The organism is Arthrobacter sp. OV608, from assembly GCA_900110595.1.
Taxonomy (GTDB): Bacteria; Actinomycetota; Actinomycetes; order Actinomycetales; family Micrococcaceae; genus Arthrobacter.
Genome location: FOEZ01000009.1, coordinates 120,581 through 145,214, shown reverse-complemented (window position 1 = coordinate 145,214; position 24,634 = coordinate 120,581). Strand labels below are relative to the sequence as shown.

Sequence of the window (24,634 nt, the reverse complement as noted above, 5' to 3'; positions counted from 1 at the left end):
GTCGCACGAACCCCTAGGGGTAATCTCCATGCAATTGATGACTCGTACGATGTTTAAGTCCAAAATCCACCGCGCCACCGTCACGCATGCGGACCTGCACTACGTAGGCTCCGTCACCGTAGACCTGGACCTGTTGGAGGCGGCCGACATCCTCCCCGGCGAAGTCGTAGCGATTGTCGATGTCACTAATGGCGCACGTCTGGAGACGTACACCATCGCCGGCGAACGTGGTTCCGGCGTAATCGGCATCAACGGGCCGGCCGCACACCTGGTTCATGAAAATGACATAGTCATTCTCATCACCTACGCGAATATGACCACCGAAGAAGCCAAGGTCTACGACCCTAGGGTTGTCCACGTGGACCAGCACAACAGGATACTCCGGCTCGGCAACGACCCTGCCGAAGGCATTACCCCCGGACTGACCCGTCCACCCTTCGCATTGAACAACAGCGAGGTGAAGTAATTTATGGGCCCCATCAGCAGCCCTGAAGAAGGCACCTCAGGTGAGGTTCTGGCCCCCAACGGGACGGGTCTCTCGAGGATCGGGGTTCCGGAGCCCGGGACGCCTAGGCGTCCCGGGAGCAGGATCCGGACCCATCATCTGCAGCTGGCGAAGTACAACGGTGAACGCTTTGCCATGCTCACCGCATACGAACAGTACAGCGCGGAAATCTTCGACCAGGCCGGTATTGAGGTACTGCTCGTGGGTGATTCGGCTTCCAATAACGTCTTCGGCAACGAAAACAGCCTGCCAGTTACCGTGGATGAGCTGCTGCCGTTATGCCGAGCAGTGTCACGTGCTGCCAAGCACGCCCTCGTGGTTGCCGACCTGCCCTTTGGGAGTTACGAGGTGTCGGCGGGCCAGGCCGTGGCCACGGGTGTGCGCTTCCTCAAGGAAGGTCTGGCACACGCTGTGAAAATCGAAGGGGGCAGCTTTTTCACGGAAACGGTAAGGGCAATGGTCCAGGCGGGCATCCCCGTCATGGCGCACATCGGCTTCACACCGCAAAGCGAACACGCCCTTGGTGGGTATCGGGTCCAAGGACGTGGAGATGACGCCGACAGGCTGATCCAAGACGCAGTCGCCCTGGCGGAGGCTGGTGCTTTTTGCGTGCTCATGGAAATGGTGCCAGCTGAAGTCGCGGCGGCAGTAGATGCCGCGATCTCCGTTCCGACCGTCGGTATCGGTGCCGGGAATGGGACTACCGGACAAGTCCTCGTGTGGCCCGACATGGCGGGGCTGCGCGGCGGCAGGATGGCGAGATTTGTCAAGCAGTATGCCGACATCCGAAGCACACTCAGCGACGCGGCCAAAGCCTACGGCGACGAGGTCCGATCCGGGCAGTTCCCTGGCCCCGAACACACTTTCTAGACGGTTGGGCGTCTCGCTCCAGTTTGGTAAGAAGCGATCCATACCCAAGTGGTCGACCCGAGAGAAGGAGACATTACATTTATGCGGTCCCAGCCAGGTAGTCACTCCAGCATGCACCGCACGGACAAATGGCAGTCCCTCATCGGCGAATTCGTCGAGGTCTGGCTGGACGGAGCCCCATATCGCTGCGGACTGGTTGACGATGCAATGCTCGACGGTAGCGGTCTCTGGATGGCTCCGGAGGGTTTGTGTCAGCGGGAATTTGTTGATGCTTCCCTCGGCTTTGAGGTTTGGACCAGTCTTTATCCACGTTCAAGGTGGGATCAAGCCGACTCTGCACAGTAATCGGGGGTCCCACCGACGAGGGTCAGTTCCCCGGCGGAAGTTCCAAAGCTGGTGCTTGCCCGCATAGTGCGCGAACGATGTAGCAGCCGTGCCCGTCCGGCTAATCATAATTCCGGTCCCATGGCGAAACTGCGGCGTCCTTTAGGTAAGATCGCAGCCTCCAAAGCGCTATCCGCAAGTCAGGGACTTCCAAGATTTTGTCCACCATTCCAGGTGACGTTCGTCCGAGATCTATCTGACGCTTAACTTTCCTGTGCACACGAGGCCCCCGGGCATGGCGCGCTGCCATGGCACCACATGCCCGGAGGTCCTACGTGCAGGCTGTGTCTGCACGTAGGACTGCCAAACAGCAAACAGCTAAACGAGTGACCCGGGATCAGCTGTGCGCTTGCCGCGGGTAAGGCCGAATCCAGTGTGGAAGCCCGGTGCGGCGGTGTCGAACGGGACGTCCTCCCTTGACGCTTCGGCGGCTTCCATGGACGAAGGAATGTCGAACGGAAGGCGTCCGCTCAGGGATAAGCGGCCGCGGAATGCGTCGAGCACGACGCCATCGCTCGCACCAAACTCGCCGATGACTGTGGCACCGAGATCGACCGGAGGGCCAATGATAGCGGGGCGTTCAAGGAATACCGACATATACAGTGGTGCCTGGGCTGCGTAGGCGGCCAGCCGTTTTATGGTTTGGGGTGGAAACACGAGAGTGCCGCCGTGGAAGTATTCTCCGATGATCGTACCCCGCCCTTTCTCGAAAAGGGTCTCCAAGCGAACGAGAATTGCGTCAGCGTCCGCCGGGTCGGGCACCGACTCGAACCCGTTAGTGTCCTCGATACCCTCGACGAACAGGCGCTCGGTCGACATCTACTCGTCGTTTCTCGAACAGGCCGACACGGAACTTTTCCCAACCATGGGGGCGGAACGTCAGATCACCGATTTGCTCGCTTTCGAGCAGGCTGCAGTCCGTGACCGCTATGCCGTTGAAACCCAGACTGCGGCGAAGAATGTCGCGGACAACGGGAGCGTTGAAGGCGAACCCGACCTCTTCCCATCCCAGAAAGTTGACTATTTCGCCGCCGCCACGGGCGGGAAGCAGCGCCGGGTCGACTCTTGCGTTTCCAAGAGGGGCCACCACCTCGGCTGGGACTTGTGCATGAGGACACGGAGCCGAGGGTGATGAATCACCTCATGGTCCCGCGAGATGTTCAGCGGATGACGCGTCTGAACCTTGGCCAGGACATGAAACTCCCTCCCATTGATCAAGGGCTACCCAGACATAACCTTCCACCGCCGGGACAGGATAAGGGCCAGTGCTCGTAGACCAAGCCGAGCGATGCCAAAAAAGGCAAACACGGACGCGGCCATTTGGGGAGCACGTCTCTGGCCGGAACTGCACGCGAGCGCGAGGAGGCGACGCCTACGAGCACTCTCCCTGGGTTAGACCGGCGCACCAGGGCGAACCGCCATTCATCCTGATCGTCGGAATCGAGTGCCGGGTATCCATGCGCGGCCGACCCAAGTAGCCGACACCGGCAGAGTTGCAGGGCAGCGCGTGTCGGACACTCTGGCGTAATGCCCGCCCACTAATAATTCACTGCGCTCGTAACGCCCGTGCAGAAGTGACTACTGAGTGCGCAAACGAGCCCTCCGAATCGGTCAACGCTAGCCGCCGGCTCGCGCAGGTCACTGAAGTCGTCAAAAACAGACAACAGAATCTCATCGACACCTTCTCCTGTTCCCCCAGCTTAGAAGTGCCAGAGCATTGACACGAATGTATGTGACGGGCATCATAGGTTGTGCCGCCTAGCGGAACGCTGTGCCAAATGCAGTAACGGGGGGAACATCGACCACCCGGACTAATCGGAGGTTATCCAGTGAGTTATCCAACGCCGCCTAATGCGGCCAAAACGCAAACAGCTAAGGCTGAACATCGCCGCGTCGGGCCAGCGGTTGTCATCGGCACCGCTCTCGAATATTTCGACTTCTTTCTGTACTCGGCAATGGCTGGACTCGTCATTGGCCCCACGTTCTTCCCCTCATCGGACTCGACTGCAAGCGCAATGGCCGCCCTTGCGACGTTCGGCGTCGGGTTCCTGGCCCGGCCTCTTGCGGGGCTGGTGTTTGGCATTTTGGGAGATAAGTTCGGACGCAAAATGGTGTTGTCTTGGAGTCTTATCCTGATGGGCGGATCCACGGGACTGATGGGATTGATTCCCTCGTACGACTCCATTGGCGTGGCAGCGCCAATTCTGCTGGTCCTTCTTCGCATCTTTCAAGGCGTTGGCGCAGGCGCAGAGTTCAGCGCTGCGATAACTGTCTCTTACGAACATGCCGCCGAAGGCAAGCGCGGGCGGTTCGGCTCGCTCCCGACACTAGGAGTCAACTTGGGTGTCTTCTTCGCCTCACTCGCGGTGGCCGGGTTGGCCCTGATCGGCGATGACTTTTTCTACTCCTGGGGTTGGCGCATTCCCTTCGTAATAAGCTTTCTCGTTGCCGTCGTGGGATATGTTATTCGCCTGAAGCTGCCGGAAAGCCCCGATTTCGAGGCAATGCCAGTGGCAGAAACCCGGAGAAGCTGGTTGCGCGTTCTGGCCGACCTCTTCAGGTCCGATTGGAGAGGCCTAGTCATCGTATTTGCTGCCTACGCGGGCTACGCACTCATCGCCACTCTGTGGAAGACGTTCTCCATTTCTTATCTTGCTGAATTCAAAGACATAGGTGGTGCTGTCAGTAGCTTCGGCATAACCTTGGCCAGCGCGGTGGCAATCTTCTGGACACCCATTTGCGGCCGGCTCTGCGACAGGATCCCTGTTCAGAGAGTCTTGGCGTTCGGCGGCCTGCTGGTCATCCTCTATGCGTTTCCTTTCTTCTGGCTACTCAACACAGGAGTCCCGCTGTACATATGGATCGCCTTGATTCTCGGCACGGGCCTTCTTGCGCCACTTCTCTCCGTTGCCGCAAGCCCCTTTATGGCACGCCAATTTGCGACCAAAACCCGTGTGACTGGAATAGGCGTGGCCAAGGAATCGAGCGGCGCAGTTGCGGCCGGATTCGGTCCAGTGCTGGCTTTGGCACTCATAACGGCCTCCGGGACCGATAGCACGGTCGCCGTTTCTGGCATGTTCGTAATCGGAGGCATTTTGTTCGTGTTCGCTGCCTGGCGCGGCCGGACAACGCCGCCCTCCACCGCTAAAGCGGACCAATCGCTGATGACGGAGGTTTGATAAATAGACCGGACACAGAAAGGCTACGCCACATCGACACATAGGTAATACAAGTACCCCGTACACTCGCTAGCCGATAGGGATGCCACGATTGAACAGGTGCCTTGGCCTTCCAGTATTTCAGGTGCATGCAGCCCGTCCTGGCGCCGACAAGGTCCGGGGGCGCTTCTATCGTTAACTCCAAAGACTATCGGCGACGTCGGTTTCTGAGGTGTAGGGGCGTAGGCCCATTTTTCAACGAGGATGCGGTTGTAGCGTTCGATTCACCGTTGGCGCGCGGCCCGGCGATGGTGCGCTGTAGCTGATGCCCCCCGTCAGTGCTTGGGCTAAGCCGCGAGGTCGGAAGTTGGATCCGTTACCGGGCATAACCATCGGATCCTACTTTCGGCTTCAGTGGCCACTCCTACAAGGGGTGACGTCAGCTCCTGATAGAACGCGCCACCTTCATTCACGCTTCCGAAATCTGCGATCGCTTGCTCTCCCTGAATCGGATTTCTAAAAAACGCGAATCAGTTCAATGCCACAATGACCGCCAAGGTCTGGTACCTGCCTATCATGAGTACTCCCCAAGTCGGGGGCGCGTCAAGAGACAGGCATAGGCACTCGATTGCTTAGCGGAGGGAGTTGGCTACATAGCTTTTGCACGCCACAGAGAGATCATGCTGGAAATAGGGATTCCTAGTGGGGGTCACCTCGCCGGTTGTCTTGTGCTGAGCTCGCTCACCCGGGCAGCGTCGGGCAAAAGATCCTCGGCCCGACCGCTTCTCCGAAGCAGTCTCGAAACTATGAGAGGAACCGGGCGCTCCTGAGCGCGCTGACTGGGCACCTGGGTCCTCGCTCAATGCCGAGCAGGGTTCACAGATACATTTCCGTTGGCTCCTCGCCACCAAGTCCATACGAGCAACCGACGCGACGAAAGCCCTGAATAGTCGAGGCATCCGCGCAGGTGGAGTGCGACGTCCCGGCTGGTACTTCGGGACGCAGTAAGCTGGCGAGACAATCTGAAGTGTCGGCTAAATGGGAGGAACCGGGTGGCCAGTGACGGCGTGAGAAGCGTGTTGACGGCAATGCGCGTGCTGGAGCGACTTACCGAGCCCGGCCTGGTAGGCGTATCGCAGCTGGCCAGAGATTTGGAACTCCCGAAGTCGTCCGTACAGCGGATGCTCCGCACACTACAGGAGGGAGGTTGGGCCGTCGAGGTCCACGGCCAAGTGACACGCTGGACGTTGACCCCGAAGATGTTCCAGTTGGGGCAGCGACATCAAGCCGGCAATGATCTCCGCACGATAGCGCTACCGGTGATGGAGCAGCTTCGGGAGGAGACCCGGGAGACCATACATCTTGCGACGGTTAAAGGGGACTCAGTCTTTGTCCTTGAGACTCTCGACAGCCCTCAAGCGGTGCGCGCGCACGTCTCTCCAGGTATGTCGATTCCACTGTTGGCCTCCGCCCACGGGCAAGCCCTTCTCTCCACACGGTCTGACAGCGAGGTCCAACGAGTCCTGCTCCGGGGATTGACCGCCTACACACCATTTACAATCACGGATGTTGAAACATTTGCCACTGCCATTCATCAAACCCGGGTCCGGGGCTACGCAGTGAACAACCAGCAGTGGCAAGAAGGCGTCCACGGTATTGCAGCGCCCATCCTTGTCGCCGGGGTAGGAGTCGCCGGAATAGGCATCTCAACCCCGGTTCATCGAATGTCTGCTGAGTTGCAAGACAAGTTCGGGGAAATGTTGGTGAAGGCTGCCATGGCCATCGCCCACGGCCTGGGGGAATCGCTCTAAGCCTGGGGGTCCCTGAGTCCGTTGCCGCCCTACTGACATCGTCGCCCCGCCCGTCCCGGGCGGGATTCCGCCTCTTGACCCTTCTCGCGATCTGCGCAGACGGGCACGTGCGCTGACAGCACATGCATCCACACCAGCATGCCCAATACTTGCGGGCGTAGCTAGACGCTGGGAATTAGAGGTGCGGATGTCCCGGATGTGGCCGAAGCCTGCTCGGAATCGTTTGAACGCGGTGTCGAATGGGACGTCCTCGCGCGACGCTTCGACAATAACCGACCCCCGGCCGTTCTAAAATGGTGCGTCTAAGCGAACGAGGATGGCGTCGGCAGCGGCTGGATCTGCCATTGTTTCGAACCCGTCAACCTCCTCGATACCCTCCACGAAGAGACGGGCGTTGTGGGTAATTAGGGCCAAGTCGTCGGAGAGCAGGACGAGAGATGCCCGCTGCGCGGCTTTGCCCTTCTCGACGTAGACAGGCGAGCCGCATAGATTTCTGGCCTGGTCAACGCTCACCCTGCGGTTCTCGAACAAACCGAGAGGGAACTTCTCGCGCAGCAGGCGTCGAACGGACTCGTCGATCCGTGACTCGCGGACTATGCCGCTGTCGACGAGATCCTCGATAAGGGCGGGATTTCGGTCGCCGCCGAACTGGTCGACGCCGACGTTGATGGCAATGCCGGCCCGCTCGACCGGGCTGAGGCGCTCCAGGCCCCACCCGTTCGGGCCGAACGTCAAATCACCGAATTCCTCGCTTTCCAGCAGGTTCCGGTCCGTAACCACATTGTCCCCCGCGGGGAGCGTAATTGCCCTCGGCGCGTACAGGGACGGACTATTACCTCCCCTTCGTGCTGGTATCGAACCTGATTTCCTGAACTTACTGACCACATCAAGTACCTCCTGAGTCTCACACCTAGACCAGGCAGTTCCACCCGGTTTCCGTTACAAGCCGCTGCAAAATTGGACGGCCTCCAACTAGAGCGGCGAAGAGGGGCCTCGAATCAGACAGCTTCGCTTCTAATGAGGAAGTGATTGGCAAGTTGAGCCCCCACCAGCATGAAGGTGTCAAGATAACAACATGCAGTCACGGCTCTTCGACCTCAAGTCCACTTGGCATCTCCCCGCGACCACGGAGCAAGTGTGGGCGATCATCGCGGACATCGACATGAGCTGGCCGCAGTGGTGGCCGCATTGCCGTTTCGCGGCCCCGATAACCCGCAGAAAGACCACGAGTAGCTCCAACGAGGACATCCTGAAAGCCACCACTGCGTACCTCAGGTTCAAAGCCATTTTGGGCTACTCCCTCACCATCAGCATTCACCCAACCGATGTCGTCACGCCGCGCAAGATAGATTTCGACGCCGGCGGCGACCTCCAGGGCAGCGGGCGTGTAACGCTGATTCCCGAAGAACAAGACCAAGCAACACGCATGGACATCGAGTGGAGGGTGCGCCCCACTAAGCGCTGGATGAATTTGCTGACACCTATCGCGGGGCCAGCCTTTACCGCAGCCCATGCCTTGTTGATGCACCAAGGCGAAAGGGGGCTGATCAGCGCCTTGGCAAAGGCGAACAGAAACAGTCCTGTCGACCCGTCTACACCACTCTAGGCAGCCGTTCGAGACAGTCTTAGTATGGAACCAGCCGAGTTGGGGGATCCGCGATGAACCCCCTTTCGGGCACTGCTGGAACACAAAGGACGGGGGAAACGATGAGCATTCACGCCAGTCTCTCGGCCAGCCTCCGCCGTCAAGAAACCCCGCCCCCGGAAGACTGGGAAACCACCTTCCGAAATATGGTCCTTTACGACCTCGCAGCGGACATGGAGCTTGGCTTCTTCCTCTCCTATTACAGAAACTTCGCCATTCCCAGCATCGCAGCAACCCTTCACGCCAACGGCGAAATTCAAGAACGCCCGATGAAGCGCTCCTACGACACAGCAATAGTCATCTATGAACTCATCTCCAACGGCCTTGACAGTGATCGTGGCCGGCAACTGGTCACCTTGCTCAATCAGGTCCACCGGCATGTTCCTGGGAGCAAGGACGATTTTCTTTACGTCCTGCTCACGTTGCTGGTAGTCCCGATTCGGTGGTGCCAGCAGCATGCTTGGCGTCCGCCGACGAGTGCAGAGCTCGCTGCTGCCTCGCGCTTATTCGGTGAGTTGGGTTCTGGCATGAACATCGCCGGTATGCCCGCTACCTATACCGAAGCCGAACGATTCTTCGACAGCTACGAATCAACGCACGTTGCTCAATCAGCTGAGGGCCGGGACTTGATGGACGCCACCGTTCAGGTGTTCCGAAACCGGCTGCCCCTCCCACTACGCCCCTTCGCGGGAAGAATCATCAGCGCGATGCTTGAGGATGACCGTCTTGTCGATGCCCTAGGACTTCCTCGGTCCGGATGGGTTTCTAGAGCAGCATTCGGAGGAGGACTGCGCATTCGCAATACCTTCCACCGGCGTCGACCCCTGCAACAGAAGCCGCACTTCACTCCGGGCAAATCCGGCTCATCGTTGTACCCGGACGGATACTCCTTGAGTCAGATCGGCCCGATCAACGTTCCCCGCCCGCAAAACGGCAAAAGCAATGAACTACCGTGAAGCCCGAAGAATAGCTCGCAGGGCGGAGCATGGCTTCGGCCTACCGAGGGACGCCACTCTCCAGTTCATTCAGGACAAGCTGGAGTCACAGCGGGGCAGGGACATACAGGTCGATGAACTTCCCGGCTTGTCGGGAACTGAACTATGCGGCATCTGGCTGGTTTGCGCCGACCGCGACCTGGTCTTGCACGCGCCAGTGAAATCTTCCTGGCACCGGCAGCAGATAATCCTGCACGAGTTCAGTCACATGATTCTCCACCATGACCTACAAAGGGCCAGCCAAGAACTGGCGGCCACCCTCCTGCCCGACCTCGACGTTGACATAGTCCGAGTGCTTGGCCGCAGCAGCTACACCGATGACGCCGAGCTGACGGCAGAAATCCTGGCTGACCAGCTCGCAACACGAATTATCAACAGCGACGTCGGTGCCCCGGCTGAGCCCTTAGCTTTTCGCCGCGTTTTCGGCTGATGGAAGTAGTGCCGGCCGCCGCTCTCTGGATTCTTACTGTCTTGCGCCTCCCGGCCGCATTCGACTCAGACCGCGGAAGCGTATTTCGTGCCACTATCTTGGCCGCAATAGCCTGCACACTTTACGTCCCCGCCGTCTACCACGGGGTCGATCCCCTGCTCGGGGGACACAACCGCGTAGGGTTGGTCACCTTGTTGTCGTTACTCCTCGGGTTCTGGCAGTTTCGCAGTGCGATACTGCTAGCCGCGGTTTCGGACGCCAACGTACGACGGCGGCAACTCGCCTTGGGCCAACGGGTCACCTTTGTGGTGTGCACGGCGGTTACGGCGGGTTTTCTCGGAAGCCGGGTAGAGGAGACAGATCCGAACCTCCCTTTGACCTACGGTGACCAGCCAGGAATGGCAGTCTTCCTATGGGCGGGATCAGCCTTCATCATGTGGGTCTGCCTCGACATAGCCCGGGTTTGCCGCAGCCACGTTCCGCACATGCGGGCCCGTGCATTCCGATCGGCATTCACCCTCATCGCGGGCGGTTGTATTCTGTTTGCCCTGGTCTTGGTCGACCGGCTGCTCTACGGGATCCTGTCCGAGGCTGAGGACGCTGACAGCCCGGCTGCCGCCGCCCTGAACACCTTTTACTGGACCGGCGAGACCTGCGCTGTATTACTTGTCAGTCTCGGGCTACTCCTCCCCCGCCTTGCAGGCAGCCCGCAACAGGACCTCTTCGGACTGCGCTTAAGGATGCTCCTCATGGAGATCAGGCCCATCTGGAACAAGGTATTATGGCCGACGCGAGCTCGTCCTGCAGGATCGACGCGCCACCCTATTTCTGTTCTTCTGCCGCCACGTCGAAACCCAGCTTCATCGACGCCTCGTGGAGATTCGCGATTGCGAGATGGCTAACCCCCAAGTGCGGGAACTGCTCAGCGCACACGATAAATCAGTCATCGAGCACGGCGAACGTGCCCTTGAGCACCGAAAGAAGACTTCCCAGCCATATAGGCAGTAGTGCGCGAATTGTCCAAACGCCGGGCCCATGCATGCCATCACCGAGCACAAGCATCCGGACAGTCAACGAATCTTTTTCCTGCCCAAAACAACAGGCTCACGCCGACCGTCCATCGACTCCCTCAATCCTTCTCAATCCTTCACACCTCTGGCATCCAAGGCCGTCAGCGTGAGAGCTGCCCCCGTCGAGTCATGTCGGGAGACCATCTCGCACAGATGAACACACGTGACCACCAAGAAATGCGAAGAGTGCCCCGAGAGCTTCAAGTCTTCCCGTCAGACACAGCGCTTCTGCTCAACGCGCTGTGCCAACAGGCAACGGGACCGCCGCCGACGTCGTGCTCGCAGCAGCCCTGCCCTGTCACCGAAAGCAGACTCGCCAGCCACTGACATCGCGGCCCAGTTGGAAGCAACCAAGCGAGAACTAGAGTCTAAGAAGCGGTCGTGCCAACGGCACCGGGAAGTACTCCAGTCCAAGCTCCGCTCCCAAGCCAGCGAAATCGATCGGCTCAACGCAGAGAACTCCGAACAGAGAGCCCGCAACAACCTCCTCCAGTCAGAGGTCGCCCGCCTCAAACGTGCTCAAAGAATCAATGTCCAGGACCTGGCACATATCTCTGCCTGGCTGGTCTCCCTTGCCGAGGCAAAAGGCGTCGCGCTCGATCGAGCAACCCTCGAAATATTCGGCCGCCGCGGATGGGATCCATCGAGGCGCCTGACTGGAACGCCGCGGCTATGACCATGTCCATTGCGCGGCTCTCTGCACAAGCAGGCCTGCGCTACCTGTTCAAGACGACCATGATGGACGACCTCTCCATTACGCCCCCGGATGCCACCTCCTACTACATGAAGGCCGGCACTCCGGAAGGCCGATGGATGGGCAGTGGGCTCAAAGGGATCAACAGAGCTCCCGCTGAGCGGGTCTCCGAGACGGACGCGAAAGCAGTCTTCGACTTAGCAATCCACCCCGACACGGGCGACCCGTTGGGCCGCCCGCATAGCCAGCCCACCGCCGTCGACGCCAAGACTGGCCCGCCCATGGTGAGGCACGCCGTCGTCGGCTTCGACCTAACCTTCAGCGTGCCGAAGTCGGTGTCCGTCTTATGGGCACTCAGCCCTCGCAGCACCCAGGACCGCATCCTTCGAACCCATCACGACGCCGTCGAGCAAACTCTTGCCTGGCTCGAAGAGAACGTCATCCACACCCGCGCGGGACGGAACGGCGTGGCCCACCTCGTCACAATGGGTGCCATCGCGGCTGCGTTCGACCACTGGGAATCCCGCACCGGCGACCCGCAGCTTCACACGCACCTGGTGATTGCCAACCGCCTCCAGCGCATCACTGACGGGGCTTGGGTCACCCTCGATTCCCGCACGCTGTACAGGGCCGCTGTGGCCGCCAGCGAGCACTACAACGGACTCCTCTTTGACGCCCTACACCGGCAACTGGGATCCGACACCGATATCCGCAGCCCCGTCGCCAGCACCCAGAACCCGAGCCAGCAGCTCACAGGCATAGACGAAGAACTCATCCGCGAGTTTTCGAACCGGTCCCGTCTCATCAATGTGGAAACTGATCGCCTCGTCGCCGAATGGGTCACGGCACACGGTCATCCCCCAATCTCAGCAACGATTATCAAGCTCCGTCAGCAAGCCACGCTTACCACCCGTATCCCCAAGGCCGAGTTGCCCACACCTCTACATCAACTCTCGGGCCAATGGCGGGATCGAGCGATCGCCAAAGGTTTCCAACCGGCCGACGTCCTCGCTGCCACCATCAACCGCTCCCGGGTTTCCCCCTTTGCGTTCGCGGATCTCCCTCCTGACTGGATCGATGCGGTCGCCACCCTTGCCCGTGAACGCGTCGCCGGCAAACGTTCAACCTGGAACCGCTGGAACCTCCTCGCCGAAGCCGAAAGGGTTTGCGCTCAGATTCGCTGCCAATCTGCTTCAGACCGGAATGACCTGATGGATGCCGTCGCCACCGCCGCCGAGCATCAGTCCGTGCCGCTGAACGAGTACCGGTACGCCGCCGCGCCAGATGCCGGACCGGAACTCCGGTTCAGGCGAGGCAACGTCTTCGACTTCCAAGGAGCCCGCCTCTACACAGACACCTCTACGCTCGCATGCGAGGACGCGATCATGATGGCAAGAAACGACGACGGCGGCCCAGTCGTCCGCGCCGACGTCATCATGGATTCGCTAGACGGAGTCCGAAAGCCCGGGAAGCCAGAGCTGCACTCCGATCAGCGCGCCGCCGTCGCGAGCGTCCTTCTGAGCGGCAACCGTCTCGATGCCATCGTCGGCCCAGCCGGCACGGGAAAGACTACGACTCTGAGCGCCGTCAAGGCGATATGGGAAGCCGAGCACGGCATAGGCAGCGTCATAGGACTTGCCCCAGCAGCGGCGAGTGCGGAAGTGCTGGGCCGCGAACTCGCTATGGCTACAGAGAACGTCACGAAATGGCTGCACGAGTCTGTAGGGAGCGGGGCAAGTTCGCGGGCTGAACGCTTCTTCGACGTTCAGACCCGTCTGACGAGCGGTCACGTCGGCGAGCGCCGGACGCTCGCACTCGCGCAGGAAGCTGCCCAGCTCGCTGCAACCCAGCAGCGGTGGTGCTTCCGCTCGGATCAGCTCGTCATCATCGATGAAGCTTCCATGGTTTCCACGTTCCAGCTTGCCGCGCTTGTTCAACAGGCGCAGGAGGCTAGAGCGAAGATTCTCCTAGTTGGCGATCCAGGCCAGCTGGACGCAGTCGACGCCGGCGGAGTCCTCGGCTGGCTGGACCGGCAAGGTAAGACCACCCGGCTCAGCAGCATCTGGAGATTCCATGAGAAGTGGGAGGGTGCATCATCCCTGAAGCTGCGGAATGGAGACTACTCAGCGATCAAAGACTATGAGCAGCATCGACGGATCAGGCACGGTACCTATTTGGACATGGTCGATCAGGCGTACCTGGCGTGGCAGGCCGATACCCTCGCCGGTATGTCATCCATCCTTATCGCAGCCGACAATGACACCGTCGGCATGCTCAACGAGCGCGCCCAAGCCGACCTCGTGGCCCAGGGTCAGGTGGACCCGGAGCTGAGCGTCCTGCTCAGCGATGGCCTATATGCCGGTTCCGGGGACACCATCATCGCCCGGGGCAATAACCGTCGGCTGGTGGACAGCGGGGGTGACTTCGTCAGGAATGGGACACTGTTCGACGTCGAAAGCGTCAGTAGCCGGGATGGATCGCTTCTGGCGGTGCGGCGCGAAACAGGAGCGAGGGTGGTACTCCCGCCCACCTACCTCGAGTCGAGCGTTGAGTTAGGCTACGCAACCACCGCACACCGCTCGCAGGGCATCACAGTCGACACCGGTCACACCGTGGTCACCCACGGCCGACTCACCCGCGAGTTACTCTACGTAAGCATGACCCGGGGCCGCTCCGGCAACTTTGCCTACGTCAGCGAAGGTGATGACTCTGATCATCCTGCTGTTGATCCCTCCCTGCAGCTGTCGTGGCGAAGCATTCTGGGCGAGGTGCTTGCCGCGGAAGGTGCGGAGCGGACCGCCCATGAGGTCCGCGACGCGGAGCGCAGAAAGGCGGACAGCCTTGAGCGGCTTTACGCAGAGTACGACTACTTGGCGCAGATTGCAGCCGCTCAAAGCCTCGCGCACTGCTTGAACGGGCACGACGGCGGTTCATCACTTGGACTCGAACACTCACCTTCGTGGGGTGCCGCGGTAGCGGCATGGCGCAAGGCGACGGCCGTCAGCCGTCCGGGCGCTGAACGTGTCCTGGAGCAGACACTCCGAGACACGGCAGGTGCAAAGGATCCCGCAGCTATACTCAGCATGCGGTTGCGCCGCTCTCTAAGGGGGATGCCGACGGCGGCGCCGAACCCTTTGGACGAGGCGCTCGCAATTTCCCGTCCCGACTTAGCGGAGATGGTCGATCAGGTCCGCCAACGAATCCGGCAAAGGACCTATACCGCAACCGTAGCGGCCATGACTGATGACCTCGAGTGGAAAAACAGCCTGATCGATTCCATCGGTAGCGGCGGAAGCTCCGTGCAACTGATTCGAGACATCGCTTTATTCAGGGACAGATGGGGGATCTCGGATTCTCCCCTGCCATTGGGGGCGCCGCCGTCCGACTATGAATGGGAACAACGGGGTCACAGGGAAAGACTCCAGGACGCAATCGATGCCGCAAAGAATGGCCCAAGTACGCTCCCGCCAAGTTCCAGTTCAGAGAACATGACTCATTCCCAGCAAGTCGTCCTTACCAGCGCTGGCTGGCAGCTTTAAGCTGGATGAAGAGGCATGACAATGGTCGTAAACCCGACGGTGAAACCCAGAGTTGTGACACCTGGGCTGGTACTGGCCAGCGCAGGTGTCCTGATTGCTCTCGTCCTATTTCTTGTAGTTGTCATTGCCACCGAACTTTCCTCCTTGTGGCAAGTAGTTGTTGGCGGCCTCCTACTGGCCATTGCATTGCTTGTAGGCGCGCTCTGGCGGAAACGGGTCAACCAACGCAATACCTGGCTTGCTGACGCAACGGAAAGATGGAAATCCTTCGACAAGGCCAAGCTGGCAAGTGGCACCACCACAGAGGTAACGCTTCTCAGCGTTGATGCAATACAGCCCACCGGGTCGTGGGTCACCATCAGATGGGATCGCTTTGACCATGTTCAGTCGGCTTGGATAGAGGCCCTGCCAGATCCGGTCTGGCCTGGATCTGTCTTGCTCATATCACCCGACCGCGCGCAGGTTATGCCCGGTGCACCGTGGCCGGACACCTATTACATACGAGCAGCCGATTGCCTGGCTTGGGCGCCACATGATGGGCGACCCGTCATGCTGCGTGCGCCGTCGGTTGTTCAGCCGGGCTACCCCTCAATCTAATCAGTCCTCGCGAGGGCGGGCGAGGAGTCGCACGCCCTTGATTCAAGCTCTGATCCAAACCGATATTCGAACGTATGTTCTAATGGATGTCGTGATCAAGGGTGGCAGTCCAGAGGATGTCGAGCGCATGATGGCCCGCATGGATGCGGAAGCCACCCGTCCGATTGACGACCCGGCACCCATCCGAGAGTTCCCCAAGTTCGGCCGACCACTGGTCTACGTTGGCGGTATCTATGGCAAAGCCGTGGGGTGGACGCAAAAGTACGGTCTCATCGAATGGCTGGACTCTTCCGGAAAGTACCACATCGGGTGGGCCCACTCCTCGAGCATTAAACGGTTGCAGCCGGAAGAGTGGAAAGGCAGTAGCAGGCTCTAAGCGAACTGGTTGAGACCTCGGCGCACGCGGAAGGGCCTGGCCCCCAAGAGGACCAGGCCGGATGCCACTTCACTTTGGTTGTAACGGGCCGGAGCAGCGCCACCCCGATTCAGTAGCTAGCGTCCCAGCAGTCACAGGCTGATCTCGTTCCGCACCGCCCCGCCTAAAGGGGGCACTGCAACCGGCCCCTTCGTAGCTACGCTGTAGGCGGGTTGGGCTGCTTCAGGAGCTGCCTGGAGACCAGCTCCCATTGCAGCTTCGGGACCAGCCGCCGCTCGTGGAGAACGGTGATACGCAGCCGTGCCAAAGCGGAGGTCAGGACCGATGGTTTCAGCAACAATGCGCCGCGCTTCACGCTTCTCCCCGTCCTTCTCGAAAGCACGGAACTCAAGTTCGCCCGACACAGTCACGGGGTCGCCCTTTTTCAAGGAGTTCGATGCGTTTTCGGCGAGCGCCCGGAACGCCGAGACGTTGTGGAAAACAGGTTCCCCGTCCTGCCAGGATCCGTCTGCTCCCTGGATCCGTTGGTTCACAGCGACGCGCAATTTAGCGTGCGCAACACCTGACTCCCCATACGTGAGCTCCGGGTCGGCAACGAGATTGCCGACGATGTTGACCGGAATCTTGGTACTCATATCTTCTGTCCTTTCCTTCGCAGACGGGGCGGTCCCGTCCAACGCTTTTGGTCGGCTACGGACCCGATATCTCCAACCCTCGCGAGGGCGCACCCGGCTGCTGCAAGCCCGCATAGGTTTCCTGGCCCTGGAGCCTAGGACCGGCTTCAGCCACCGGAACCTTTCCACCGGTACCCGGAGGATCACTGACTTCAAGAATCTCCTTGCTGGCCGCAGTGACCCGGCCCAGGACTGACTTCGCTATGTCCACTCGAGAAGCAGGTTGTCTCCCGGAGGAGTCGATACCCGCGGCGGAATGCTCCGCCTCAATAACTGCGTCAGCCCAGCCCGATAGGTAGCTTGCTGACTGGGGACCCCGGTCAATTCCGTGCGCTTTAAGCACGGTGTACGCAACTGACTCGGCTTCGACCTCAGCCAGCCCGCGGTGGTCCACGCTGCTCCCATAAAGCTTGCCCACGGCATCGTCCGGACCGTGCAGGAGAACATGCCCAAGCTCATGCGCCAGCACGGCAATACGTTCCTCGGGGTTTAGCCAACCGCCCACTTGGACCTGGCGCTGAGCGAAGTCAGTGAAGCCGCTTGTCAGTCCGTACTGCGCGTCCGTGACGTGGATTGAGAAACCATGGGCCCGGGCAACTCCGGCCAATGCTTCCCACAGCTGGGGCGCCTCGGAAGACGAATGACCAGCTGGTCTCGGGACCAATAGAGGAGCACCCTGAGTTTGGGAAACGTCAAAGACCGCTTGGCCGCGCCACCCGGTAATAAGGGTCTTCTTCCCCTCATCAACTGCCCCTCTGGGAAGCGTGTCCCCCACAGGGACGCGCTGACGTGTTCCATCGGGCAGAAGCAGCTGTTGAACGCGGGCGGTCCTGGGCGCAATGACCCAGAGGGCATGCTCACCCCGGAGGACAGTGCGGCCATGCCGTTCCCATTCTTTATACCCCGCCACGAGCGTCGGCTCGTCAGTACCCCGCTGCGCCATCTGCATCATCAGTAAGGCAACGTTCCCACCGGAGTAGCGCCATAAAGTAGCGGAAGCGTCCAGCAACACTTGCCAATGGGACGGTGACTCGACCGCCTGCTCCAGGATGGAGTGCAGACCATCCATCAACGCGGCGACGCGTTCCTCCGGCGCCATCCGGCGACCGCCCACCCCGCCCGAAGCAGAGTTCTGGTCAGACGGGACGGTGGCAGGAACTTCAGATCTAGCGGCCACGACAGCCACCCTTCATGCTTCTTGGGCCGCAGCATTGCTGCGCAGACAACGGTTCATGGTTATGCGCCGCGCGAGCGACATGACTCAGAAGTCGGGAACCAGCTGATGGGCAGCCTTGCACCACTCCAGGAAGGCAGGGTCATCATTAGCCAGGATCCTCGGTGCGGGTTCCTTATGCAGCTGCAGCCCCACGCATCCTGCAGTCCTGGTGTGCGTCCTTAAGCGTTCGACGGCGTGCGGGAGCCTTTCGTGAAAAGCGAGTGGGCCAAATCCCGGGTCATCTGGTGTGTAGGAGGCAAGCTCCGCGCGCTGCAGCGCATAAAGCTCGGCCACTGTCTCGGGGTGACGCCACCAGCAGTCCGGAACTACCGACGTCGTCAGTTGATATGTGGCTACAAGCCACCTCACCCACGAGAAAAGGGAATTCCATGCGTCCTGTGACTGGTCTGGGGTCATCTCCCGCCAGCGGCGGGTAATGGACTTGGAACCGGCCGGCGGCACAAAAGCGGATCTGAACAGCTGCGCGGTGATCTCATCGTCCCCGAAGGAACCCGAGGACGGCACATCAAATTCATCAGTGTCGCTATGGCTGCGCATCAGGGGCCCTTTCGGTCTTCTGCTGACGCTCCCTGTGACCGTTAGCCAACACCCGTTCCATTTCGGCTTTCAGGCGGCGGAGCTCCCCCGCGTCCTTTCGCTTGTGCCACTCCAGCAGGTCTAGCAGGATGGGCCGGGTGCGCCTGCCGAGCATGAGTGCCGTACCTACAGGAAGGCGTCGGATCTCATCCAGGGCAATCACCGGACTCTCGCGTATCTGCTCACCGTCCTGCCGGCCCTGCGAAGACCAGGATCGGGTGGTGAGCGTAAGGTTCCGCTCCCCCAGCAACCCAGCGAGTGAACGCAGGTCCCTTTCGTCGGATCCACCGCCAAAGATCACTTTGATGATGGCCGAGTCCCAGATGGTTGATGCCTCTTCGATGGACCAACCTGAGCGGGCCTGGGATAGCGACTGCAGAACCACCAATGTTGAGATCCCGATTCCCCCGCCGTCGGACAGCGCTACTGGGAGCCCGGGCCACGGTGCCAGGTTGGCGATCTCGTCGAGGATCAGCGAAAGAGGCGGATCCAGCCGGCCCCCGGGGGACACGAAGGCCATTTCCCTCGCTGCGTTGTCGATGTCATCGATCAGTGCGGATAGGTACGGTCCTGCAGCAGCTGCCCCGGCTCGTGTGCCAATGAGATAAAGAGTCCCCCGATCCCTAATGAAGGCCTTGGGATCAAACTCTTCCGACTCCTCCTGCGGATTCAGTGCGGCGAGCACTTTGGGCGACGACAGCGGTGCCACCGCCGCCGAAACTCCAATCCACGAATTGGAAGTGTTCCGCGGGTCATCTTCAAGGATGCCCATCAGGTCGGCCTGCCAGCCAAGTGCAGCCCCCGGCTGACTCAGCACCTCTAGTGCTTCCCGCGCCAGTACAGGGCTGGAGGACCAGCGTCGGAAAGCCGTCACTCCCTCGCCGCACAGCGCCGCTGCATGCAGCAGGCACTGAAGGACTATCAGCGAGCGCTTCTGCCACGCTGCGTTCTCCCCCTTCATCTCGGTGTCCGCGGTAATGACCAACGCCCGACGGGTAGCAATATCAGGATCCTCACACCCACGTACAGGCGACCAGCGAAGCGACGACGGAAGTCCTGACATGCCCTGGGGATCAAAAACGGTGACCGGTCGGCCTCCAGAGCCCCGTGCCTTCATCGTCACAACGAGGTTGTCCGCGCGGGTCGACGTCGTAACGACTGCCCCGGGCGCATCAAGGATGGCGTTGATGACGACATAAAGCCCCTTCCCAGATCGCGGAGCACCTTGAATCACCATCGACTCTTCCGTGGAGACATGGACGGTGACACCGCGGGAGCGGCCCAGCGTCCACGACACATCCTGCAGAGAGGGGTTTGCGAGCCCTGGGCGAGTGAACTTTCCTCTTTTCCGAACGGCGCGCGCCCCAAAGTCGTGGAGAATTTCGGCCCGGCGGGCAACGCCCTCGCGGTTCAGTATGTCTTGGCGCAGCCAGCCGCCCGACTGCTTCCATCGGCGCGAAAGGACCACCGCACCGACGGCGAGCGCACCAACCAGAAGTAGAGCCGGAGCCAGAACCCACCAGACGCTGTCTGTGCCGAGCACACAATCACCCCGGTGAAGAACAATCCATTCCATTCTGTTTGCGATTAGGCCGACGGCGGCCGCAGGGTTGAAGGGCGACGGGGGCATGGTGCCGCACTGCCAAGAGCCGGCTACATGCGCTGCTGCCTGCACCACTGCGCACAGACATACATAGGCTGCAGCGCCCACAAGGCCAGCGGTGATCAGTGGATTGTCGCTTGCCGCGCGCGAGCTCACCGGCCGTCTCACAGCATCCTGTCATCTGTCCCGAAAACAGCAAGCTCGTCAGTGGTCACTCGGTTGGCAACGATGAAGGAGCGGTTGCCGACTTTCCAGAGCCCGACGCCCTTCGGAAGATTCTCAACATGCTCGCACTCCGCTTCGGTCAGCCCAAGCGCTTCCTTGGTCAGCCGCATCGCGTCGTGCTTCTGCCGGTAAATGACCCTGGTGTCAGCCTCGGTTAGCAGGCCCAGCGCTTTCTGTCTGTGTCCACTGGTGCTGTCACCGATCTCGTTGAGGTCGGCCACCTTGTGCATGATGAGCAGGTTTGCGATCCCGTAGGTTCTGGCGAGCCGCCACTGCTCGCTCATCTTTGCCAACATGTACGGATCGGCGAGCATGCGCCATCCCTCGTCATACACCACAAGCCGCTTGCCGCCCTCGGGGTTGGTGATGGCAGCTTCCAACCACGTGGCTCCGCAGGCCGCCGCCAGTGAAAGCGCCTGCTCGGACGCACCGATCAGCGCAGAGGTATCCATCACCATCATGGGCGCATCAGCGTCGAAGGCCACCGTAGATGGCGCGTCGAACATACCTTCGAGATCACCGGAGACCGTACGTCGCAGGGAATGGCTCACTGCCGTTGCCCCGTCAGGTCCGACCAGGGCTGTCATCTCCTTCGATGGCTTGAGGAGGTGGTTCAGCACCATTGGCAGGGTCGGGTTCGAATTCTCGGCCATGGTTTCCATGAGGGCGATGTCCAAGGCGGTGTGCTCCACGGGGCGAAGGGGCGTGCCCTGCCGCATTAGCGAAACCAAGGCCCCGAGGAGATGCCGACGCCGTTGCCTCACGACCGCTTGCCACTGAGCCTCGGTAAGCGCAGTGGAGCGAGGACCGGCGTCGAGGGGATTTACCCTTGCGGGTCGGCCCGGGCCGATGGAAATGACCTTGCCGCCGACAGCCTCCGCTACTGCAACCCACTCGCCCTTGGGATCAGACGCGACTGCCGCCTTTCGCCCTAGGGTGATTGACCGCGTCACCAGCGACTTTCCGCACATTGATTTGCCGGTGCCTACCGTCCCGATCACAACAATGGAAGGCCCGCTGATGATCCCCTTGTCATACAGTATCCAGGGGTCGTAGGAGAAGGCCCCGGACCCGAAGACGTCGGTGCCGATGTAGGTTCCCTCGTGCCCCAGGCCCGACTCCGTAAGGAATGGATAGGCGGCGGCAAAAGTCATGGTCGATGCGCGGTGGGGCGCGGGCCGCAAGCGATGTGGACCCCGCAGGGAGTTCGGCTCGTTGCTCCCCCAGTCAGCCGCGAGGCGAAATCCCTGGGGGTCGCGCTGCCTATCCCCTACTGTGGCACTCGCCCGCTCTGCAGCGAATGGTGCGGGTCGGCGTCGTGCTTTCCTTTCCGTCCGTTTCTTTCCCGACGGTAGATACTCGAAGCTTTTCACTGCTTGTTTCAACGCAGTCCCCTTCCAAGCGGCAGGCCACCGGCGACAAACGCGGCCCATTGCTGTCCGTAGAGAAGCCGCAGCTCAACGAATGCTCCTGCGGCAGCGGACTCAAGTTCCTGGCGATGCCGTGCCAAGTCTTCCAGTGAGGTCGCTGTGACAGTGATGTAGGCCGCCGGGCGGACGTCGCCGTGGCCGGCAACGATCTCTTCCTCCCTCTGGATGACTTCTTCTTCCTCCGCCTTTTGCTCCCGTGTGAGAGGCCTGTCGAAGCGGGCGTTGATGCGGCGGCGGGTTTCGTGCGCTTCCTGCGCGGAGCGGATGTCACGGAGGGCTTCAACGGTTGGCACTGCCCGTATGACTTCCGTGAACGTGTGGCGGAATTCGCCCACATAGATCAGCGGATGCAGGAAGCCCGGGAAGACTTTCTGGCGAGGCCATTCAGCGATCCAGAAGGTCTGATGGAACCCGGTGTCGGTCCGCAGGTAGGTCCAGTATTCTTCCACGGCCATTGGGCCATGGCGGTGGAGGGAATCCATCTCCTTACTTGTCGACTCGTCCGACGGCGGGGCTGCCGCCACCGGCGCTTTGGCGGCCGGCAAAGCGGCGGGATCGAATGCCCCACGGATGATGCTTAGCAGTCCCGGTTCACGAACCCACTCTTCTACCTTCACGCTGTGAGTACCGAGCGACGTTTTCATCGCATCCACTTCCAGCCGCAGGACGTGTTCCAGGCCAACCAGTCCCCCACCCGACTCCCTGATCCGTCGTCGAGTCTTGCTCGTGTCCAGGACAACCGCCACGAGGAGTTCGTGGCTCATGGTTGATCCGGCTGCGCCGAGCAAGTCCTCATACGCGCGTTGTCCCCACCCAGCGTTCTCGCCAGCCTGTGCCGGCACGGTGTTGTCTTTGTAAAACTCCCAGAGTGCCGACGACGGATAGGGCACTGTGTGATCCTGGACCGCGATCCTGGCCACGCCTGGCCGTTGGGCCATGCCGGCTTGTACACGTGACCAGGCTTGGACCGCCCAGGCTTTATCGTCTGCGTCTAAGAGTGCAAACGACCTCGTGCTGCAGCGCAACACCGCGATTGCCTCCCGGCCGGGGCGGTCCACCATGAAGCACTCACCACTGGCCGTTGTTCGAATCTCCAGATTGCCGAGGCCGCCCGGGAGAGCGAGCCGACCAGCAAGTTGCGGAGCCTGGGGCTTTGCAAGGAAGCGCGTTTGTCCTGCCGCTGCCCGGTAGAAGAAGACGGCCAACTGTTTCGCCCATACCGGATAAGGGATACGGGAATACTGAAGGAGCCCGAGCAGCATAAGCCCAAGCCAGAGGGGTCCGGAGGAAAAAAGGCCAGCCGGCCCACTACTCGCAGAAGCAACGACGGCAACTGCCCCGCCCCCTGCAACTATCAACAACTGGTACCACTTGAGGCCAAGGAAGAACCCGCGGCGCTCGTATCTCGGGAATTTCACGGCCTCAAGGGCACGAGCATCTTCAGACATGTGGGTTTCCTCCGTTCGGAGGGTTGATTCTTGGTGGTTGGGGTCTCGGAGGCCTCGCCCTGGAAGGGGCCGGTGCGCTCGCGTTGGGATGCGCTCGCGGTTCGGCGCCTCCTGACTGGACCTGCCGCGTAGGTGCTGGGGCAGTCTCGCCTTGTTCCTGAGGATTTATGCGAATGAGGCCCTGCTTTGACGCGGGTGCCTGCAGGGTGTTCGAGACTCCTGTGGCGGTCCCGGTTCTCGATGCCAACTGGTTGCCGTCACCGTGGGGTGACGGCAACCCGGACCGGACGGCGGGTGCCAGCACTTGAGTAGGGAAAATACTGCGACTTGAGCTGATGGGGCGAGTCATTGCGGAACGACTTACCAGGCTCGCGAGTGTAAGGCGCCCCCCCTGTCTGCCGGCTGATCTGGCGAGCGGCCACGCTGCTGCTCCGGGACAGGATGTGGCCGCCACCGGCCGTTTGGGCAGCTGCCGCCAGTTCCCCGCCCGCGAAGCTAACCAAGCGCAGGGCCATCAAAGGTGCGCCGCAGGCAAGCGCCATACCCACCGTTCCGGCTGCCAATCCGGCAAAGGACTTCGACTCCGCGAAGAGCTTCACCGCAACGGCCAGGACCGTTCCGGCCAAGGGTTTCGCCAATACGAGGGCAATGACCACCTCGCACCAGCGGCGTGCCCAGGACTTGGTCTTGTCCCAGGGCAGCAGCATCAGGGCCACCGGCGCGACGGCGGCCAAGACGACGAGTGCAAAGGAGCGGAAGATCATTGAGCACATCAGGATGAAGGCAAGAATCCACACGACAATGACTGCCATCACCGTAACGACGACGGCCCCGGCTGGGCCCCCTGTCGTCCCAGGTGCCAGTGAGACCAAGTTCCATTCCCGACCACTTCCTTCTGGTGCCCGTTCAAACCCGAAAAGCCTCATGAACACGAGGTAAGGGTCCGAACCGATGGATTCGAGCAGCGCGGCTGAGGCTAAGTCACTCGCCCGCGTGAGTTGCCGGACCAGATAGACTGCAGCACCGACAAGTGGAATGGCGGCCGCGCCACCGAGCATCGCGCGTCCGATCCGTCTCGGCTGCTGGCTAACCAAGCCCGACAGGACCTGGAGGATCATCACGACGACGAGAGGCGTCATCATGACGACCACCCACCAGCTCGTCAGCCCTCGGACGGAGAGCCATTGGGAGTCGTCGATGTCCGACACTGAGAATGCGCCGGTGATGAAGGCCCAAAGCCAGGACGCCATGTTCTGGAGGATGCCGGCGAAGAGAGACGTGACTGCCCCCATGGCGTTGTCGTTCGCTTGTGACACCAAACCGCAGCCGGGCGGCCACCACCCATTGAGGTCGCACTCAACAGGCAT

19 protein-coding genes are annotated in these 24,634 nt (G+C 60.8%); 10 read left to right on the top strand and 9 right to left on the bottom strand.

What is annotated here, in order from left to right; all coding sequences use genetic code 11:
* Positions 1-37: 37 nt before the first annotated feature.
* Together panD and panB are read left to right on the top strand one after the other, a co-directional pair.
* A complete protein-coding gene (panD, locus tag BMX78_RS13720; protein WP_170850817.1) occupies positions 38-466 on the top strand; it encodes an aspartate 1-decarboxylase in 429 nt (142 codons plus the stop codon).
* Positions 467-469: 3 nt separating this feature from the next.
* A complete protein-coding gene (panB, locus tag BMX78_RS13715) occupies positions 470-1,375 on the top strand; it encodes a 3-methyl-2-oxobutanoate hydroxymethyltransferase (protein ID WP_091420206.1) in 906 nt (301 codons plus the stop codon).
* Positions 1,376-2,077: 702 nt separating this feature from the next.
* Here the strand turns inward: panB and BMX78_RS13705 are convergent.
* Positions 2,078-2,578: a hypothetical protein gene (locus tag BMX78_RS13705; protein WP_091420202.1), complete on the bottom strand. Its 501-nt coding sequence runs from the start codon at positions 2,576-2,578 to the stop codon at positions 2,078-2,080.
* Positions 2,579-3,588: 1,010 nt separating this feature from the next.
* On the opposite strand from BMX78_RS13705, the gene BMX78_RS13695 reads away from it, so the two are divergent.
* Complete coding sequence (locus BMX78_RS13695) at positions 3,589-4,938, top strand: MFS transporter (protein ID WP_170850811.1); 1,350 nt, start codon at positions 3,589-3,591, stop codon at positions 4,936-4,938.
* Positions 4,939-5,969: 1,031 nt separating this feature from the next.
* The gene (locus BMX78_RS13690) at positions 5,970-6,728 is read left to right on the top strand and encodes an IclR family transcriptional regulator (protein ID WP_091420196.1); all 759 of its coding nucleotides are present in this window, start codon (positions 5,970-5,972) and stop codon (positions 6,726-6,728) included.
* A 288-nt stretch (positions 6,729-7,016) separates the two neighbouring features.
* On the opposite strand, the gene BMX78_RS13685 is transcribed toward BMX78_RS13690, so the two are convergent.
* Positions 7,017-7,613: a glycoside hydrolase family 3 protein gene (locus BMX78_RS13685; protein ID WP_139204937.1), complete on the bottom strand. Its 597-nt coding sequence runs from the start codon at positions 7,611-7,613 to the stop codon at positions 7,017-7,019.
* 190 nt (positions 7,614-7,803) lie between these two features.
* Between BMX78_RS13685 and BMX78_RS13680 the strand changes: the two genes are divergently transcribed.
* The 6 genes from BMX78_RS13680 to BMX78_RS13650 all read left to right on the top strand — a co-directional run bounded on the left by BMX78_RS13680 (position 7,804) and on the right by BMX78_RS13650 (position 16,074).
* Entirely contained in the window at positions 7,804-8,334 is a 531-nt protein-coding gene (locus BMX78_RS13680; protein ID WP_091420193.1) for an SRPBCC family protein, read from the top strand.
* 101 nt (positions 8,335-8,435) lie between these two features.
* Positions 8,436-9,329, top strand: coding sequence for an oxygenase MpaB family protein (locus BMX78_RS13675; protein WP_091420191.1), 894 nt, complete (start codon positions 8,436-8,438; stop codon positions 9,327-9,329).
* Positions 9,316-9,798, top strand: a complete 483-nt coding sequence (locus BMX78_RS13670; RefSeq protein WP_091420190.1) for a hypothetical protein — start codon at positions 9,316-9,318, stop codon at positions 9,796-9,798. Before BMX78_RS13675 ends, BMX78_RS13670 begins: the two co-directional genes overlap by 14 nt.
* 1,703 nt (positions 9,799-11,501) lie before the next feature.
* Positions 11,502-15,101 carry a MobF family relaxase gene (gene mobF / locus BMX78_RS13655; RefSeq protein WP_091420185.1) on the top strand — a complete coding sequence of 1,200 codons (3,600 nt, stop codon included), beginning with the start codon at positions 11,502-11,504 and terminating at the stop codon, positions 15,099-15,101.
* A gap of 15 nt (positions 15,102-15,116) precedes the next feature.
* A complete protein-coding gene (locus tag BMX78_RS22765; protein ID WP_139204935.1) occupies positions 15,117-15,698 on the top strand; it encodes a hypothetical protein in 582 nt (193 codons plus the stop codon).
* A gap of 37 nt (positions 15,699-15,735) precedes the next feature.
* Complete coding sequence (locus tag BMX78_RS13650) at positions 15,736-16,074, top strand: hypothetical protein (RefSeq protein WP_091420184.1); 339 nt, start codon at positions 15,736-15,738, stop codon at positions 16,072-16,074.
* 131 nt (positions 16,075-16,205) lie between these two features.
* Here BMX78_RS13650 and BMX78_RS13645 read toward each other — a convergent pair whose 3' ends face one another.
* The 7 genes from BMX78_RS13645 to BMX78_RS13615 form a co-directional block, all read right to left on the bottom strand.
* Positions 16,206-16,709, bottom strand: coding sequence for a single-stranded DNA-binding protein (locus BMX78_RS13645; protein WP_170850810.1), 504 nt, complete (start codon positions 16,707-16,709; stop codon positions 16,206-16,208).
* A 55-nt stretch (positions 16,710-16,764) separates the two neighbouring features.
* On the bottom strand, positions 16,765-17,925 hold the full coding sequence (locus tag BMX78_RS13640; protein WP_139204933.1) for an ArdC-like ssDNA-binding domain-containing protein: 1,161 nt from the start codon (positions 17,923-17,925) through the stop codon (positions 16,765-16,767).
* An 84-nt stretch (positions 17,926-18,009) separates the two neighbouring features.
* Complete coding sequence (locus tag BMX78_RS13635; RefSeq protein WP_091420179.1) at positions 18,010-18,522, bottom strand: hypothetical protein; 513 nt, start codon at positions 18,520-18,522, stop codon at positions 18,010-18,012.
* A complete protein-coding gene (locus tag BMX78_RS13630; RefSeq protein ID WP_170850809.1) occupies positions 18,509-20,104 on the bottom strand; it encodes a type IV secretory system conjugative DNA transfer family protein in 1,596 nt (531 codons plus the stop codon). Before BMX78_RS13630 ends, BMX78_RS13635 begins: the two co-directional genes overlap by 14 nt.
* A 224-nt stretch (positions 20,105-20,328) precedes the next feature.
* Positions 20,329-21,543, bottom strand: a complete 1,215-nt coding sequence (locus tag BMX78_RS13625) for a putative type IV secretion/conjugal transfer ATPase (protein ID WP_091420176.1) — start codon at positions 21,541-21,543, stop codon at positions 20,329-20,331.
* A gap of 227 nt (positions 21,544-21,770) precedes the next feature.
* The gene (locus tag BMX78_RS13620; RefSeq protein WP_353615440.1) at positions 21,771-23,267 is read right to left on the bottom strand and encodes an SCO6880 family protein; all 1,497 of its coding nucleotides are present in this window, start codon (positions 23,265-23,267) and stop codon (positions 21,771-21,773) included.
* 257 nt (positions 23,268-23,524) lie between these two features.
* Positions 23,525-24,583, bottom strand: a complete 1,059-nt coding sequence (locus tag BMX78_RS13615) for a type IV secretion system protein (RefSeq protein ID WP_170850807.1) — start codon at positions 24,581-24,583, stop codon at positions 23,525-23,527.
* Positions 24,584-24,634 lie beyond the last annotated feature (51 nt).